The sequence below is a fragment of the Aeromicrobium sp. CFBP 8757 genome, from assembly GCF_014841755.1.
Classification (GTDB): domain Bacteria; phylum Actinomycetota; class Actinomycetes; order Propionibacteriales; family Nocardioidaceae; genus Aeromicrobium.
Genome location: NZ_JACYUM010000003.1, coordinates 92,006 through 105,875, shown reverse-complemented (window position 1 = coordinate 105,875; position 13,870 = coordinate 92,006). Strand labels below are relative to the sequence as shown.

The following is a 13,870-nucleotide window of genomic DNA, read 5'->3' as shown; positions in this document are numbered from 1 at the left end:
CGCGTGGGCCGGATCTTTGGCACCGATGGCGTTCGCGGTCTCGCGAACCGTGATCTGACCGCCGAGCTCGCGGTCGACCTCGCGGTCGCCGCGGCCCACGTCCTGGGTGAGGTCGGTGCCTTCGCCGACCAGCGCCCCACAGCAGTCGTGGCCCGCGATCCCCGCGCCTCCGGAGAGTTCCTGGAGGCCGCGGTGGTCGCGGGTCTTGCGTCTGCCGGCGTGGACGTGCACCGGCTGGGGGTCGTGCCGACCCCCGGTGCGGCGTACCTGACGTCGCACCTGGCCGCCGACATGGGCGTCATGATCTCGGCGAGCCACAACGCGATGCCCGACAACGGCATCAAGTTCCTGGCCCGCGGCGGGCTCAAGCTCGACGACGACATCGAGCGGCTCATCGAGGACCGCCTCGAGGAGCCGTGGGACCGGCCCGTCGGCGCCGACGTCGGTCGCATCGGCGACAGCCACGCGGGTGTCGCGGCCTACGTCAAGCACCTGGTCGAGTCGACCCCCGGCCGCCTCGACGGGCTCACGATCGTCCTCGACTGCGCCAACGGGGCCGCCCACCGGGTCGGACCCGAGGTCTTCGAGCAGCTCGGTGCCACGGTCGTGACGATCCACGCCGAGCCCGACGGGCTCAACATCAACGCCAACTGCGGGTCGACGCACCTCGACGACCTGCAGAAGGCCGTCGTCGAGCACGGCGCCGACGCTGGCTTCGCCTTCGATGGCGACGCCGACCGGTGCCTCGCGGTCGACCAGACGGGTGCGGTCGTCGACGGCGACCACATCCTGGCGATCCTGGCGCTGGCGGCACGCGACGCCGGCCGTCTCGTCGACGACACGGTCGTGGCGACCGTCATGAGCAACCTCGGCTTCGTGCAGGCGCTGACGGCCGAGGGGATCACGGTCATCCAGACGGCCGTCGGCGACCGCTACGTGCTCGAGGCGATGCGCGCGGGCGGCTTCACGATGGGTGGCGAGCAGTCGGGCCACGTCATCATGGCCGACTTCGCCACGACGGGCGACGGCGTGCTGACGGCAGCCCACCTGGCCGCCCGCATGCAGCAGACCGGCTCGACGCTGTCGGCGCTCGCGTCCGTCATGCGCCGCCTGCCCCAGGTGCTCGTCAACGTCCCCGACGTCGACAAGTCGCGGGCCGACACCGACCCGGTCCTGCAGGGCGAGGTCGCGATCGCGACGTCGCGCCTCGGCGACAGCGGGCGGGTGCTGCTGCGGCAGTCGGGTACCGAGCCGCTCGTGCGCGTCATGGTCGAGGCCGCGACGCACGAGGAGGCGACGTCGGTCGCCCAGCACCTCGCCGAGGTCGTCCGCACGACCCTCGCCCGCTGACCCCGACCACCGCCCGGCCCGGTACCGCGAGTGGTGCGGACCGGACGTCCTGGGACGGCGTGTCCGACCACGGCGCACCACTCGGCGACGTGTTCGCACCACTCGGCGCGACCTAGGGTGAGCCCATGACCGAGATCCACGTCGTCGACGTCGGCGATCCCGACGCCTTCGGCACGTTCCACGACGTCTACCTGCGCTCGTCCGCGCGACCGTTCGACGCGCCGTGGCTCGCGGTCGAGAAGCGCGTCAACCTGACCGACGACGCGTACGGCACGAAGATCGTCGTGGTCGGACGCGACGGGGCGGGCGTCGCGGTGGCCGCTGGGTGGGCGGTCATGCCGCTCAAGGACAACACGCAGTTCGCCTTCGTCGAGGTCTTCGTGCCGCCGGAGCACCGCCGCCGTGGTCACGGCACGTCGGTGCTCGAGCACCTGCTCGGCACCGCCCGCGCGCACGACCGCACGACCGCGTTCTCGATGCCCGCGTGGGGCGTCGACGTCGAGGGCGACGCCGGACGGTGGTTCGCCGAGGCCCGCGGCTTCCGGCTCGACGTCCTCGACGCCGTGCGCGAGCTCGCCCTGCCCGCCACGCTGCCCCCGCTGCTCGTCGCCCACGGCTACACGCTCGAGACGTGGCGCGGGCGGTGCCCCGACCGGTGGGTCGACGAGTACGCCGAGCTGCGGCGCATCCTGACGTCCGAGGCACCGAGCGGCGACGCGGGCCTCGAGGACGAGCACTGGGACGCCGAGCGCGTCCGCACGGACGAGGCCGACCTCGAGCGGGTGGGGCGGGTGATGCAGGACGTCGTCGCCCGGGCGCCCGACGGGCACCTGGCCGGGCACACCCAGCTGGCGTTCCCGCAGGAGGACGAGGTCTACCAGTGGGACACGCTCGTGTGCCCCGAGCACCGGGGCCACGGGCTGGGGCTCGCCCTCAAGGTGCGCGCGATGCAGGCCTCGGCCGACCTGCTCGCGGGACGCCGCCGCGTCACGACCGAGAACGCCGCGAGCAACGCGCCCATGATCGCGGTCAACGAGCGGCTGGGCTTCCGCCAGACCGCGTGGACGGGGGAGTACGTCCGCGCGATCTGACGTCGCCCGGGCGGTGCGGTCAGATCTTGCGGAGGCGGACCCAGTCGACGGCGTGGTCGGGGCCCTTGCGCAGCACCAGCGAGGCACGACCCCGGGTCGTCGCGATGTTCTCGCGCAGGTTGGGCCAGTTGATCGAGTCCCACAGCTGCCCCGCCCGCTCGACGGCCTGCTCGTCGGTGAACGAGCTGTAGCGGTGGAAGTACGACTCGGGATCGGCGAACGCGGTCTTGCGCAGCGCCAGGAACCGGTCGACGTACCAGCGGCGCAGGTCCTTGCCGGACGCGTCGACGTAGATCGAGAAGTCGAAGAAGTCGCTGACCGCGAGACCGGGGGAGCCGTCGCCGCGGGGACGGGCGGGGGCGAGCACGTTGAGGCCCTCGACGATCACGATGTCGGGCGCCTTGACCGTGACGACCTCGTCGGTCCGGTCGTACGTCAGGTGCGAGTAGACGGGCGCCGTGACGACCTCGACGCCCGACTTGACCTCCATCACGAAGCGCAGCAGCGCCTTGCGGTCGTACGACTCGGGAAAGCCCTTGCGGTCGAGCAGCCCGCGCCGCTCCAGCTCGTCGTTCGGGAACAGGAAGCCGTCGGTCGTGACGAGCTCGACGACGGGGTGCTCGGGCGACTGCGCCAGCAGCTCGCGCAGCAGACGGGCCGTCGTCGACTTGCCGACCGCGACGGACCCGGCGATGCCGATCACGAACGGCGTGCGGCGCGACTGCGGTGCGTGCAGGAACTCCTCGGTGGCCTCGTAGAGCGCCCCGGCCAGGCGCACCCGCATGCTGATGAGCTGCGTCATCGGCAGGTACACCTGCCGGACCTCCTCGAGGTCGAGCTCGTCGCCGATGCCCCGGACGCGCTCGAGCTCGTCGGGCTTGAGCGGCTGCGGCGTGTCGCCCGCGAGCTCGGCCCACGCTGCCCTCTCGAGCTCGACGTACGGGGAGTGCTCGCGTGTCATGACCGCTATTCTCGCCACACGCGGGTGCAGGTGGCGCACGAGGCCCCTCGGGCCCGGACGCGTCGTCACGTCGGCGGGGTGCGGCGCATCCCCGGGGCGCGCGCCGGACGCCGGTAGGCTGGGCCCCATGTGCGGAATTGTCGGATACGTCGGTCAGCGCTCAGCCCTCGACGTCGTCATGGGCGGTCTGCGCCGCCTGGAGTACCGCGGCTACGACTCGGGCGGTGTCGCGCTCGTCGTCGACGGCACGATCCACTCGGCCAAGAAGGCCGGCAAGCTGCTGAACCTCGACGCCGAGCTGGCCCAGAACCCGCTGCCCGTCGCGCACACCGGCATCGGGCACACCCGCTGGGCGACCCACGGCGCCCCCAACGACGTCAACGCGCACCCCCACCTCGACGAGACGGGCCGCGTCGCGGTCGTCCACAACGGCATCATCGAGAACTTCGCGGTGCTGCGCACCGAGCTCGAGCGTGCCGGGCACGACCTGCTGTCCGAGACCGACACCGAGGTCGTCGCCCACCTGCTGCACGACGAGCTGGCCCGCACCCCCGACCTGTCCGACGCCGTGCGCGCGGTGTGCCGACGCCTCGAGGGCGCCTTCACCCTCGTGATCTGCGACGCCGAGCAGCCCGACGTCGTCGTCGGTGCCCGCCGCAACTCGCCCCTGGTGGTCGGTCGCGGCGACGGCGAGAACTTCCTCGGCTCCGACGTCGCGGCGTTCATCGAGCACACCCGCGACGCCGTCGAGCTGGGCCAGGACCAGGTCGTCACGATCACGCCCGACGCGATCGTCGTGACGGACTTCTTCGGCGCCCCCGCCGAGACCACCGAGTACCACGTCGACTGGGACGTGTCGGCGGCCGAGAAGGGCGGCTACGAGTGGTTCATGCTCAAGGAGATGGACGAGCAGCCGCAGGCCGTCGCCGACACCCTGCTGGGGCGGCACTCGCCGGGGGGTCAGCTGCAGCTCGACGAGATGCGCCTGAGCGACGACGAGCTCCGCGAGGTCGACCGCATCGTCATCATCGCGTGCGGCACCGCCTCGTACGCGGGTCTCGTGGCCAAGTACGCGATCGAGCACTGGACGCGCATCCCGTGCGAGGTCGAGCTCGCCTCGGAGTTCCGCTACCGCGACCCGATCCTCGACAAGAGCACGCTGGTCGTCGCGATCAGCCAGTCGGGCGAGACGATGGACACCCTGATGGCCATCCGGTACGCGCGGCAGCAGCGCGCCCGCGTCCTGTCGATCTGCAACACCAACGGCTCGACGATCCCGCGCGAGTCCGACGCCGTGATCTACACGCACGCCGGTCCGGAGGTCGCGGTCGCCTCGACCAAGGGCTTCTTGTCGCAGGTCGTGGCCTGCTACCTGCTGGCGCTGTACCTCGCGCAGGTCAAGGGCACCAAGTACGGCGACGAGATCGACGACATCCTGGCCGAGATCGCCGCGGTCCCCGCCGGCATCCAGCGGCTGCTCGACGAGGGCGACCAGGTGCGCAAGCTCGCGAGCGACCTGTCGGGGGCCCGCTCGATCCTGTTCCTCGGCCGGCACGTGGGCTACCCCGTGGCGCTCGAGGGCGCGCTGAAGCTCAAGGAGCTGGCCTACATCCACGCCGAGGGCTTCGCGGCGGGCGAGCTCAAGCACGGTCCGATCGCGCTGGTCGAGGAGGGTCTCCCGGTGTTCGTCGTGGTGCCGCCCAAGGGTCGCGACCAGCTGCAGGAGAAGACCGTCAGCAGCATCCAGGAGATCCGTGCCCGCGGCGCCCGCACGATCGTGCTGGCCGAGGACGGCGACGACGACGTCATCCCGTACGCCGACCACCTGATCCGCCTGCCGAAGGTCCCGACGCTGCTGCAGCCGCTCGTGGCCACCGTGCCGCTGCAGATCTTCGCGACCGAGTTCGCGCACCAGCTCGGCCACGACGTCGACCAGCCCCGCAACCTGGCCAAGTCGGTCACGGTCGAGTAGGACGTCATGACGATCGTCGGAGTCGGCGTGGACGTGGTGGACCTTCCCCGGTTCGCCGCGTCGCTCGAGCGCACGCCGACGCTCCGCAGCCGTCTGTTCACGCCCGACGAGGCGGCCCTGCCGCTCGAGTCGCTCGCGGGACGCTTCGCGGCCAAGGAGGCGCTCGCCAAGGCCATGGGCGCGCCCGCGGGCCTGTCGTGGCAGGACTTCGAGATCGTCCACGACGACCGGGGAGCGCCCTCGTTCGCGCTGCACGGCGCGGCCCCCGATCGCGTGAGGGCCCTGGGCATCGAGACGATCCACGTGTCGATCTCGCACGACGTCTCGGTCGCGACGGCCTTCGTGGTGGCCGAGTGCTGACGGCGCACACGGTCGCCGACGTCCGGGCCGCCGAGGCGTCGTTGGCCGCCGGCCTGCCCGACGGCGAGCTGATGCGCCGCGCCGCGCGGGGCCTGGCCGACGCGCTCGACGCCGTGCCGGCCGGCGAGGTGCTGCTGGTGCTGGTCGGGCCGGGCGACAACGGCGGCGACGCCCTGTACGCCGCGGTGCACCTGCTCGACCGGGGTGTGCGGGTCGACCTGTGCCTGCTCGACCCCGGGCGCGTGCACCGTGACGGTCTCGCCGCGGCGACGGCCGCGGGGGCCCAGGTCGTCGACGGTCCGGGCGACCAGCGGTACTGCCTCGACGCGCTGTTCGGCATCGGGGCGCGCCCCGGGCTGACGGGCCGCGCGGCCGAGTGGGCCGAGTGGGTCGCCGGCGCACGTCCGCACACCGTCGCGGTCGACGTGCCGTCGGGCGTCGACGTCGACGGCGCGACGCTGCCCGCGTCCTCCCACCACGTCATGGCCGATGCGACCGTCACGTTCGGCACCTACAAGAACGCCCTGCTCGTCAGCCCGGCTGCGGGCGCGTCGGGGTGGGACGACACCGCGATCGCCCGGCTCGTCGACATCGGCGTCGGCCCGCACCTGCCGGCGCCCAGCATCGAGGCGATCGAGGCCACCGACGGCCACCTGCTGGTCGAGACGTTCGACTGGCTGCGCGCCCCGACCAGCCACAAGTACTCGCGCGGCGTCGTCGGCATCCGCGCCGGCTCGTCGCAGTACGCCGGCGCGGCGCACCTGTGCGTCGCGGGCGCCCTGACGGGCATGGCCGGCATGGTGCGCTTCGTCGGCGACGCCGAGCTGAGCCGGCGCGTCGTCGACCGCGCCCCCGAGGTCGTGGCGGGCGCCGGTCGCGTGCAGGCCTGGGTCGTCGGGCCCGGCGGTGGCGACGAGGCCGAGCAGCAGCTCGCCGACGCCCTCGACGACGGGGTCGCGGTGGTCGTCGACGCCAGCGCCCTGCAGCACCTGCCCGACACGTTCGACGTCCCCGCATTGCTGACGCCGCACGCCGGCGAGCTCGCCGACATGCTCGGCACCCGGCGCGACGCCGTCGAGGCCGAGCCGCTGGCGCACGTCACCGAGGCCGCCGAGCGGTGGCGCACGACGGTGCTCCTGAAGGGGTCGAGGACGCTCGTCGCGTCGCCCGGGCGCACGACGCGCGTCAACCTGACGGGCTCGCCGTGGCTCGGCACCGCGGGCTCGGGCGACGTCCTGGCCGGTCTGGCCGGCTCGCTGCTGGCCTCGGGCGCCGATCCGCACGACGCGGGCTCCCTCGCGGCGTTCCTGCACGGCGCCGCGAGCGTCCGCGCCAACCACGGCGGTCCCGTGACCGCGACGTCGGTCGCCGCGGCGCTGCCCGGCACGCTGGCGGCGTTCCACGACGGCCGGCTCGACGACGTGCGCGACTGGAGGTCGTGACGTGTCCTCCCCACCCCAGATCGAGGCCGCCGTCGACCTCGACGCCTTCGCCGGCAACATCGCCGCCCTGGCACGGTGCGCCCCCGGCTCTACCCTCATGACGGTCGTGAAGGCCGATGCGTACGGTCACGGCGCCGTCCCGATGGCCCGTGCCGCACGCCGTGCCGGCTCGACCTGGCTGGGTGTCGCGACGGTCGACGAGGCCCTGGCCCTGCGCGCGTCGGGCGACGCCGGGCCGCTGCTGTGCTGGCTCGCGGCCCCGGGCGCCGACTTCGCCGCCGCGGCCGAGGCGGGGGTCGAGGTCACGGCGTCGTCGGTCGACCAGCTCGACGAGATCCTCGCGGCCGCCCCGACGCGTCCGCGGGTGCAGCTCAAGGTCGACACGGGGCTGTCGCGCAACGGGGCGAGGGGCGAGCAGTGGAGCCGGCTGGCCGAGTCCGCTGCAACGGCGCAGGCCGCGGGTCGGGTCGAGGTCACGGGGGTCTGGTCGCACTTCGCGTGCGCCGACGAGCCGGGGCACCCGGCCAACGACGAGCAGGAGCGCGTGTTCCGCGAGGCCGTCGACGAGCTCGCGGCGGCCGGCGTCGAGCCGGCCCTGCGCCACCTCGCCAACTCGGCCGCGACGCTGACGCGGCCGTCGGCGCACTTCGACCTCGTGCGGGTCGGCATCGCGGCGTACGGCATCCGGCCCGCTCCCGACCTGGCGTACCCGACCCGTCTGACCCCCGTCATGACGCTGCGCGCACGGCTCGCCCAGGTCAAGCGGGTGCCGGCCGGCGCGGGCGTCTCGTACGGCCACCAGTGGGTCGCCGAGCGTGACACGACCCTCGGCCTCGTGCCGATGGGCTACGGCGACGGCATCGCGGTCGCGGCGTCGAACCGGGCCGAGCTGCAGGTCGCCGGTGAACGGGTGCCGCTGGTCGGGCGGGTCTGCATGGACCAGGTCGTCGTCGACCTCGGTGACCGGACCGCCCGACGCGGCGACGTCGCGACGCTGTTCGGCCCGGGTCACGACGGCGAGCCGACTGCGGAAGACTGGGCCGCGGCATCGGGCACGATCGCCTACGAGGTGGTCACCCGGCTGGGTGGCCGCACGGTCCGCACCTACAGGGGAGACATGGCATGAGCAGGACGCTGAGGCTGGCGGGGACGGCCAGCGCGTTCGTGGCCGCCGGGACCGTCGCGACGCTGCTCAACGGCCGGGTCCGCGGACGTCGCCGGCGCCGGCGCGGCGAGGACGTCGAGTTCGGCTCGGTGCGCAGCGACGGCACCACGATCGTCAGCGCCGACGGGGTGCCGCTGCACGTCGAGGTCGACGAGGCCGAGCGCAAGACCCCGACGGTCGTGTTCCTGCACGGCTGGGTCGAGAACATCGACGTGTGGCACTACCAGCGGCTCGCGATGCGCGGTGCGGTGCGCATGGTGTTCGTCGACCTGCGCTCGCACGGACGCTCCGGCCGGGCGACGAGCAAGAAGTCGACGTTCGCCGAGCTCGCCGACGACGTCACGGCCGTGATCGACCAGCTCGTCCCGCGCGGGCCGATCGTCCTGGTGGGTCACTCGATGGGCGGCATGACGATCATGCAGCTCGCCGGCACCCGCCCCGAGCTGTTCGGCGGACGGGTCAGGGGGGTCGTGCTGCTCGGCACCAGCGCCGGACGGCTGATGCGCAGCAGCCCGGGACTGCGCTACCTGATCCCGCTGCTGCGGGCGGGCGCACCGGCACTCGACTGGGGGCGCCGGTTCAACAGCTACTCGGTCATCCGCCGCTGGGGGCTCGGGCCGGACGCCCACGAGCGCCACGTCGACATGGCCAACGAGATGATCCTCGAGGCGCCGACCCACGTCCTGACCGACTTCTACCCGAACTTCGTGGGCCTCGACCTGACGGCCGGCCTCGCCGCGATCGGGCGCGCCCACACCGTCGTGATGGGCGGCACGGCCGATCTGCTGACCCCCGTCAAGCACAGCCGCCGGCTCGCCGAGGCGATCCCGGGGGCCGAGCTGATCGAGCTCGACGGCGTCGGGCACATGCTGATGTTCGAGCAGCACGAGGCCGTCACCCGGGCGATCGAGGGCGTCCTGGCCGAGGTGCGGGAGGGCATGGCATGACCGGCGGCACCGCACTCAACGTCGTCGAGGCCGGCCCCGAGCACGCGGCCGTGATCGTCGACATCATCCACCGCTCGTTCGGGGCCCGACCGGCGCTCGACCCGCCCACCACGGCCCTCGACGAGACCGTCGAGTCGGTGGCCGAGACCCTGCGCACCGCCGGCGGGCTGCTGGTCGAGCGGCGCGGCCTGCCGATGGGCGCGATGCTGTTCGACGAGTCGCGCCCGGGCCAGCTGGGCCTGCGCCGCGTGTGCGTCGACCCCGACATCCAGGCCCGCGGCGTCGCGTCGGCGATGCTCGGCGTCGCGGAGGACACCGCCGAGGAGCGCGGCAAGGACGGCATCTGGCTCGACGTGCGCGAGGAGCTGCCCGACACGGTCCAGTTCTGGTCGCGCCGACGCTACGAGCCCGTCGGGCGCGACGAGCCGTTCATCGAGTTCGGCAAGACCCTGTGGCTCGCGCGCGAGGTGCCGACGCCCGAGGAGATGCAGGGGCTCGCGGCACGTCTCGCCCCGCTGCTGCGGGCCGGCGACCTGCTGGTGCTGTCGGGCGACCTGGGGGCCGGCAAGACCACGTTCACGCAGGGCCTCGGCGAGGCCCTCGGCGTCCGCGGCCCCGTCACGTCGCCGACGTTCGTCCTGGCGCGGACCCACCCGTCGCTCGTCGGGGGGCCCCCGCTGGTCCACGTCGACGCGTACCGGCTCGGCGACCTCAGCGAGATCGACGACCTCGACCTCGACTCGTCCACCGACACCGCCGTGACGGTCGTCGAGTGGGGTGACGGCATGGCCGAGCAGCTCAACGACAGCTGGCTGCACCTGCGGATCGAGGTGCGGGGCCCCCGGCCGATCGACCCGCTCGGCACTCCGCACGACGGAGAGGTCGGCGACGTGCCCGACGAGGTCGATCCGCGGGTCGTGACGATCAAGCCGCACGGGCCGCGGTGGGTCGGCGTGCCGTTGCGCTCGACGCTGTTGGGGTCGACGCCGGCCGACTCGTAGGCTCTCCCTGTGCTCCTCCTCGCGTTCGACACCGCCACCCCCGTCATCACCGTCGCCGTCCACGACGGCTCGCGCGTGGTCGGCGAGGCGTCGGGGGAGGGAGCCATGGCGCACGGCGAGCTGCTGGCGCCGGCGATCCGCGACGCGATGGCGCAGGCGGGCGCGGCGATGGGCGACCTGACCGATGTCGCCGTCGGCGTCGGGCCGGGGCCGTTCACGGGCCTGCGGGTCGGCGTCGTGACGGCCCTGACGCTCGGCTCGACGCTGGGACTCGTGACGCACGGCGTGTGCTCGCTCGACGTCGTGGCGGCCGACGTGCAGGTCGGCGGCGAGTTCCTCGTCGCGACCGACGCGCGTCGCAAGGAGGTCTACTGGGCGCGCTACGGAGGCGACCAGGTGCGCCTCGACGGCCCCCACGTCCTCAAGCCGGCCGACCTCGCGGCGCAGCACCCCGACCTGCCCGTGTTCGGCCAGGGCGCGCACCTCTACGCCGACGTGCTCAGGTCCGCGGGTGGGGCCGGCGCCCCGCGGGCGGCGGCGCTCGCGGGGCTGGTGGTCGCGGGGCGCGCCGCCGAGCTGCCGCTCGAGCCGCTCTACCTGCGTCGTCCCGACGCCGTCCCGCAGACCGTCTCGAAGCGCGCATGAGTCGCCCGGCGACCGGCGACGACGTCGCCGCGATCGCCGCTCTCGAGCAGGCCTGCTTCGGCGCCTCGGCCTGGAGCGCGACGCTCGTCTCCGACGAGGTGGGCAGCGAGCGGCACGTCGTGCTGGTCGGTCCGGGCGACGACGTCGACGCGTACGGTGCGATCTCGGTCGCGGGCGACGTCGCCGACCTCGACCGCATCGCGGTGCTGCCGGCGTCGCGCGGGCGAGGGCTGGCCCGCGACCTGCTGTCCGACCTGGTCGACCGCGCCCGCGACCTCGGGGCCGGACGCATGCTGCTCGAGGTGGCCGCCGACAACCGTGCCGCGATCGGCCTCTACGAGGCCCACGGCTTCGACACCATCAGCACCCGCCGCGGCTACTACGCCGGCGGCGTCGACGCGCTCGTGATGGAGCTCGACATCCAGGAGTGGCGATGAGGAGGCACCCGTGAGGAAGAACATCAGCTCTCGCAGCCCCTACGAGGACGTCGTGGGCTACTCGCGGGCGGTGCGGGTCGGCGGTTCGGTCTGGGTCGCGGGCACGACCGCCACGGTCGACGGCGAGGTGGTCGGGGTCGGTGACCCCTACGAGCAGGCGAGGGTCGCGTTCGGCATCGCGCTGAACGCCGTCCGCACCGCGGGGCTCGACACCCCCGACGTCGTGCGCACGCGCATGTTCGTGACCGACATCGCGCACTTCGAGGAGGTCGGGCGGGCGCACCGCGAGCTCTTCGACGTCGTCCGCCCGGTGTCCACGATGGTGCAGGTCACGGCGTTCGCGCACCCCGACCACCTCGTCGAGGTCGAGGTCGACGCTCACCGTGCGCCTCAGGGCTGGCGTGGAAGGCTGGGAGCATGACCGAGACACCTGACACCTTCCCCGAAGACGATCAAGGCCCCGATCAGGACGCGATCTTCGACGACCCGGACGCGACGCTCGACTCGGGCTACTCGCCGCCCGAGAGCTACCGCGGTGAGGGCTTCGGCACGACGGCCGAGGAGGCCCTGCAGGGCGAGTCGCTCGACGAGCGGCTGCGCCAGGAGGAGCCCGAGCCCGATCCGTACGCCGCACCCGCCGAGAACCTCGACGACGGCGAGGTCGGCGGCGAGCGCGCCGGGCGTCTGGTCGACCCCGACGGCGGCATCGGCGAGGACGTCGACAAGGAGCTCGTCGGCGAGGACGTCGGCATCGACGGCGCCGCGGCGAGCGCCGAGGAGGCCGCGGTCCACGTCGTCCCCGAGGACTGACGGCGACGCGGGGGGCGGCCCGTCGTGGCCGTCCCCGCGCGGGCGCCGAGCCCGGCCGGGTGCACGCGTGTGCACTACCCTGACCGGATGCGCGACTTCACCTACCCGGCCACGATCGTCACCGCCAAGACGCTGTTCAAGGTGCTCGGCATGAAGTTCCAGATGTCCGGCACCGAGCACGTCCCGCGCGAGGGCGGCGCGATCCTGGCGGCCAACCACATCGGCTACGTCGACTTCGTCTTCGACGGGCTCGCGGCCCAGCCCAGCGGGCGGCTCGTGCGGTTCATGGCCAAGAAGGACGCCTTCGACCACCGGGTGTCCGGGCCGATCATGCGCTCGTTCCACCACATCTCGGTCGATCGCGACAACGGCCAGCAGTCGTACGACGACGCGGTCCGCTACGCCCGCGACGGCGAGATCGTCGGCATCTTCCCCGAGGCCACGATCAGCCGGTCGTTCGAGATCAAGGAGCTCAAGACCGGCGCGGTGCGCATGGCCGCGGAGGCCGGCGTCCCGCTCATCCCGATGGTCACGTGGGGCACGCAGCTGCTCAAGACCAAGGACCACGAGTCCGACCTGCGGGGACGCGGCAAGACGATCGGCCTGCACGTCGGCGCCCCGATCGCCGTGACGGGCGACGACCCCGTCGCCGAGACCGCCGTGCTGCGCGACGCGATGTCGTCGCTGCTCGACCACGCGATCGCCGAGTACCCCCTGCGCCCCGAGGGCCAGTGGTGGGCCCCGGCGCGTCACGGCGGCACCGCGCCGACCTTGGCCGAGGCTGCGAGGATGGACGAGGAAGAGTACGCGGCCCGCGCCGCCCGACGCGCCGCCAGGAACACCGAGCAGTAGGAGCAGCGCATGAAGGCAGTCATCGGATCCACCGTCGTCGCGGAGGCACCCACCGACGACCTCGTCAAGATCGAGGGCAACTGGTACTTCCCGCCCGCGAGCCTCACCGAGGGCGCGTACGAGAAGAGCCCCACGGCGTACCACTGCCCCTGGAAGGGCGACACGCAGTACTTCAACGTCGGTCTGGGTGACGACGTCGCTCCCGACGGCGGCTGGTCGTACCCCGAGCCCATCCCGTCGTCCTTCGACCGCGTGGGCCAGGACTACAGCAACTACGTCGCCTTCGACAAGAAGCAGGTCACGATCTCGGAGTAGCCGTCGGCGGGCTCAGTCGCCGGTCGTGCCGTCGGCCAGCTCGCGCAGGACGTCGAGGTGGCCGTTGTGCCGCGCGGTCTCCTCGATCAGGTGCAGCAGGACCCACCGCGCCGTCACGGGCCTCGGGGGCAGGTCGCCCCGACGCACCAGGTCGAGGTCGACCTCCGCGAACACTGCACGGGTGCGGGCCGCCTCCTGCTCGTACAGCTCGATGACGTCGTCGATCGGCAGGAGCGAGCCCTCCTCCATCTCGGCGTTCGGGCGCTCTGCCGTCCACGGCCTGTCGTCCACGTCGCCGAGCAGGTCGGTCTGGACCCACGAGCGCTCGACCCACCGCAGGTGGTTCAGGACGTTCGCGGCGCTCATCAGCGGCGACGACGGCAGGGGAGCGGCACGGGCGAGGTCCTGGTCCAGGCCCCTCACCTTCACGACCGCGGTGTCCTGCGCGTAGTGCAGCATCTGCAGCAGCACGCTGCGCTCGTCGAACGTCGCGGGGATGTCGGAGGCGCGGGTCATGGCTCG

16 protein-coding genes are annotated in these 13,870 nt (G+C 73.1%); 14 read left to right on the top strand and 2 right to left on the bottom strand.

Annotation, left to right across the window (positions count from 1 at the left end; all coding sequences use genetic code 11):
- Window positions 1-3: 3 nt before the first annotated feature.
- Window positions 4-1,350: a phosphoglucosamine mutase gene (gene glmM, locus IFT73_RS10070; protein WP_192167545.1), complete on the top strand. Its 1,347-nt coding sequence runs from the start codon at window positions 4-6 to the stop codon at window positions 1,348-1,350.
- A gap of 125 nt (window positions 1,351-1,475) precedes the next feature.
- Complete coding sequence (locus tag IFT73_RS10065) at window positions 1,476-2,441, top strand: GNAT family N-acetyltransferase (RefSeq protein WP_192167544.1); 966 nt, start codon at window positions 1,476-1,478, stop codon at window positions 2,439-2,441.
- Window positions 2,442-2,460: 19 nt separating this feature from the next.
- Here IFT73_RS10065 and coaA read toward each other — a convergent pair whose 3' ends face one another.
- On the bottom strand, window positions 2,461-3,402 hold the full coding sequence (gene coaA / locus IFT73_RS10060; protein ID WP_192167543.1) for a type I pantothenate kinase: 942 nt from the start codon (window positions 3,400-3,402) through the stop codon (window positions 2,461-2,463).
- 127 nt (window positions 3,403-3,529) lie between these two features.
- On the opposite strand from coaA, the gene glmS reads away from it, so the two are divergent.
- From glmS to IFT73_RS10000, 12 genes are all read left to right on the top strand, one after another.
- Window positions 3,530-5,374: a glutamine--fructose-6-phosphate transaminase (isomerizing) gene (glmS, locus tag IFT73_RS10055; RefSeq protein WP_192167542.1), complete on the top strand. Its 1,845-nt coding sequence runs from the start codon at window positions 3,530-3,532 to the stop codon at window positions 5,372-5,374.
- A 6-nt stretch (window positions 5,375-5,380) separates the two neighbouring features.
- On the top strand, window positions 5,381-5,734 hold the full coding sequence (locus IFT73_RS10050; RefSeq protein WP_056606299.1) for a holo-ACP synthase: 354 nt from the start codon (window positions 5,381-5,383) through the stop codon (window positions 5,732-5,734).
- Window positions 5,728-7,176 (top strand): bifunctional ADP-dependent NAD(P)H-hydrate dehydratase/NAD(P)H-hydrate epimerase, encoded by a 1,449-nt coding sequence (locus IFT73_RS10045; protein WP_192167541.1) that lies wholly within the window; start codon window positions 5,728-5,730, stop codon window positions 7,174-7,176. Before IFT73_RS10050 ends, IFT73_RS10045 begins: the two co-directional genes overlap by 7 nt.
- 1 nt (window position 7,177) lies before the next feature.
- Window positions 7,178-8,302 (top strand): alanine racemase, encoded by a 1,125-nt coding sequence (gene alr / locus IFT73_RS10040; protein ID WP_192167540.1) that lies wholly within the window; start codon window positions 7,178-7,180, stop codon window positions 8,300-8,302.
- On the top strand, window positions 8,299-9,288 hold the full coding sequence (locus IFT73_RS10035; protein WP_192167539.1) for an alpha/beta fold hydrolase: 990 nt from the start codon (window positions 8,299-8,301) through the stop codon (window positions 9,286-9,288). The genes alr and IFT73_RS10035 overlap by 4 nt, the downstream gene beginning before the upstream one ends.
- Entirely contained in the window at window positions 9,285-10,289 is a 1,005-nt protein-coding gene (tsaE, locus tag IFT73_RS10030) for a tRNA (adenosine(37)-N6)-threonylcarbamoyltransferase complex ATPase subunit type 1 TsaE (RefSeq protein WP_192167538.1), read from the top strand. The genes IFT73_RS10035 and tsaE overlap by 4 nt, the downstream gene beginning before the upstream one ends.
- 9 nt (window positions 10,290-10,298) lie before the next feature.
- On the top strand, window positions 10,299-10,934 hold the full coding sequence (gene tsaB / locus IFT73_RS10025; RefSeq protein WP_192167537.1) for a tRNA (adenosine(37)-N6)-threonylcarbamoyltransferase complex dimerization subunit type 1 TsaB: 636 nt from the start codon (window positions 10,299-10,301) through the stop codon (window positions 10,932-10,934).
- Window positions 10,931-11,371 carry a GNAT family N-acetyltransferase gene (locus IFT73_RS10020; protein ID WP_192167536.1) on the top strand — a complete coding sequence of 147 codons (441 nt, stop codon included), beginning with the start codon at window positions 10,931-10,933 and terminating at the stop codon, window positions 11,369-11,371. The genes tsaB and IFT73_RS10020 overlap by 4 nt, the downstream gene beginning before the upstream one ends.
- Before the next feature lie 10 nt (window positions 11,372-11,381).
- Window positions 11,382-11,792: a RidA family protein gene (locus tag IFT73_RS10015; protein WP_192167535.1), complete on the top strand. Its 411-nt coding sequence runs from the start codon at window positions 11,382-11,384 to the stop codon at window positions 11,790-11,792.
- Entirely contained in the window at window positions 11,789-12,181 is a 393-nt protein-coding gene (locus IFT73_RS10010) for a DUF5709 domain-containing protein (RefSeq protein WP_192167534.1), read from the top strand. The genes IFT73_RS10015 and IFT73_RS10010 overlap by 4 nt, the downstream gene beginning before the upstream one ends.
- 87 nt (window positions 12,182-12,268) lie before the next feature.
- Window positions 12,269-13,033: a 1-acyl-sn-glycerol-3-phosphate acyltransferase gene (locus IFT73_RS10005; RefSeq protein ID WP_192167533.1), complete on the top strand. Its 765-nt coding sequence runs from the start codon at window positions 12,269-12,271 to the stop codon at window positions 13,031-13,033.
- Window positions 13,034-13,042: 9 nt separating this feature from the next.
- Window positions 13,043-13,348: a DUF427 domain-containing protein gene (locus tag IFT73_RS10000; protein ID WP_056606330.1), complete on the top strand. Its 306-nt coding sequence runs from the start codon at window positions 13,043-13,045 to the stop codon at window positions 13,346-13,348.
- A gap of 12 nt (window positions 13,349-13,360) precedes the next feature.
- On the opposite strand, the gene IFT73_RS09995 is transcribed toward IFT73_RS10000, so the two are convergent.
- A complete protein-coding gene (locus IFT73_RS09995) occupies window positions 13,361-13,864 on the bottom strand; it encodes a DinB family protein (RefSeq protein ID WP_192167532.1) in 504 nt (167 codons plus the stop codon).
- Between the last annotated feature and the right edge of the window lie 6 nt (window positions 13,865-13,870).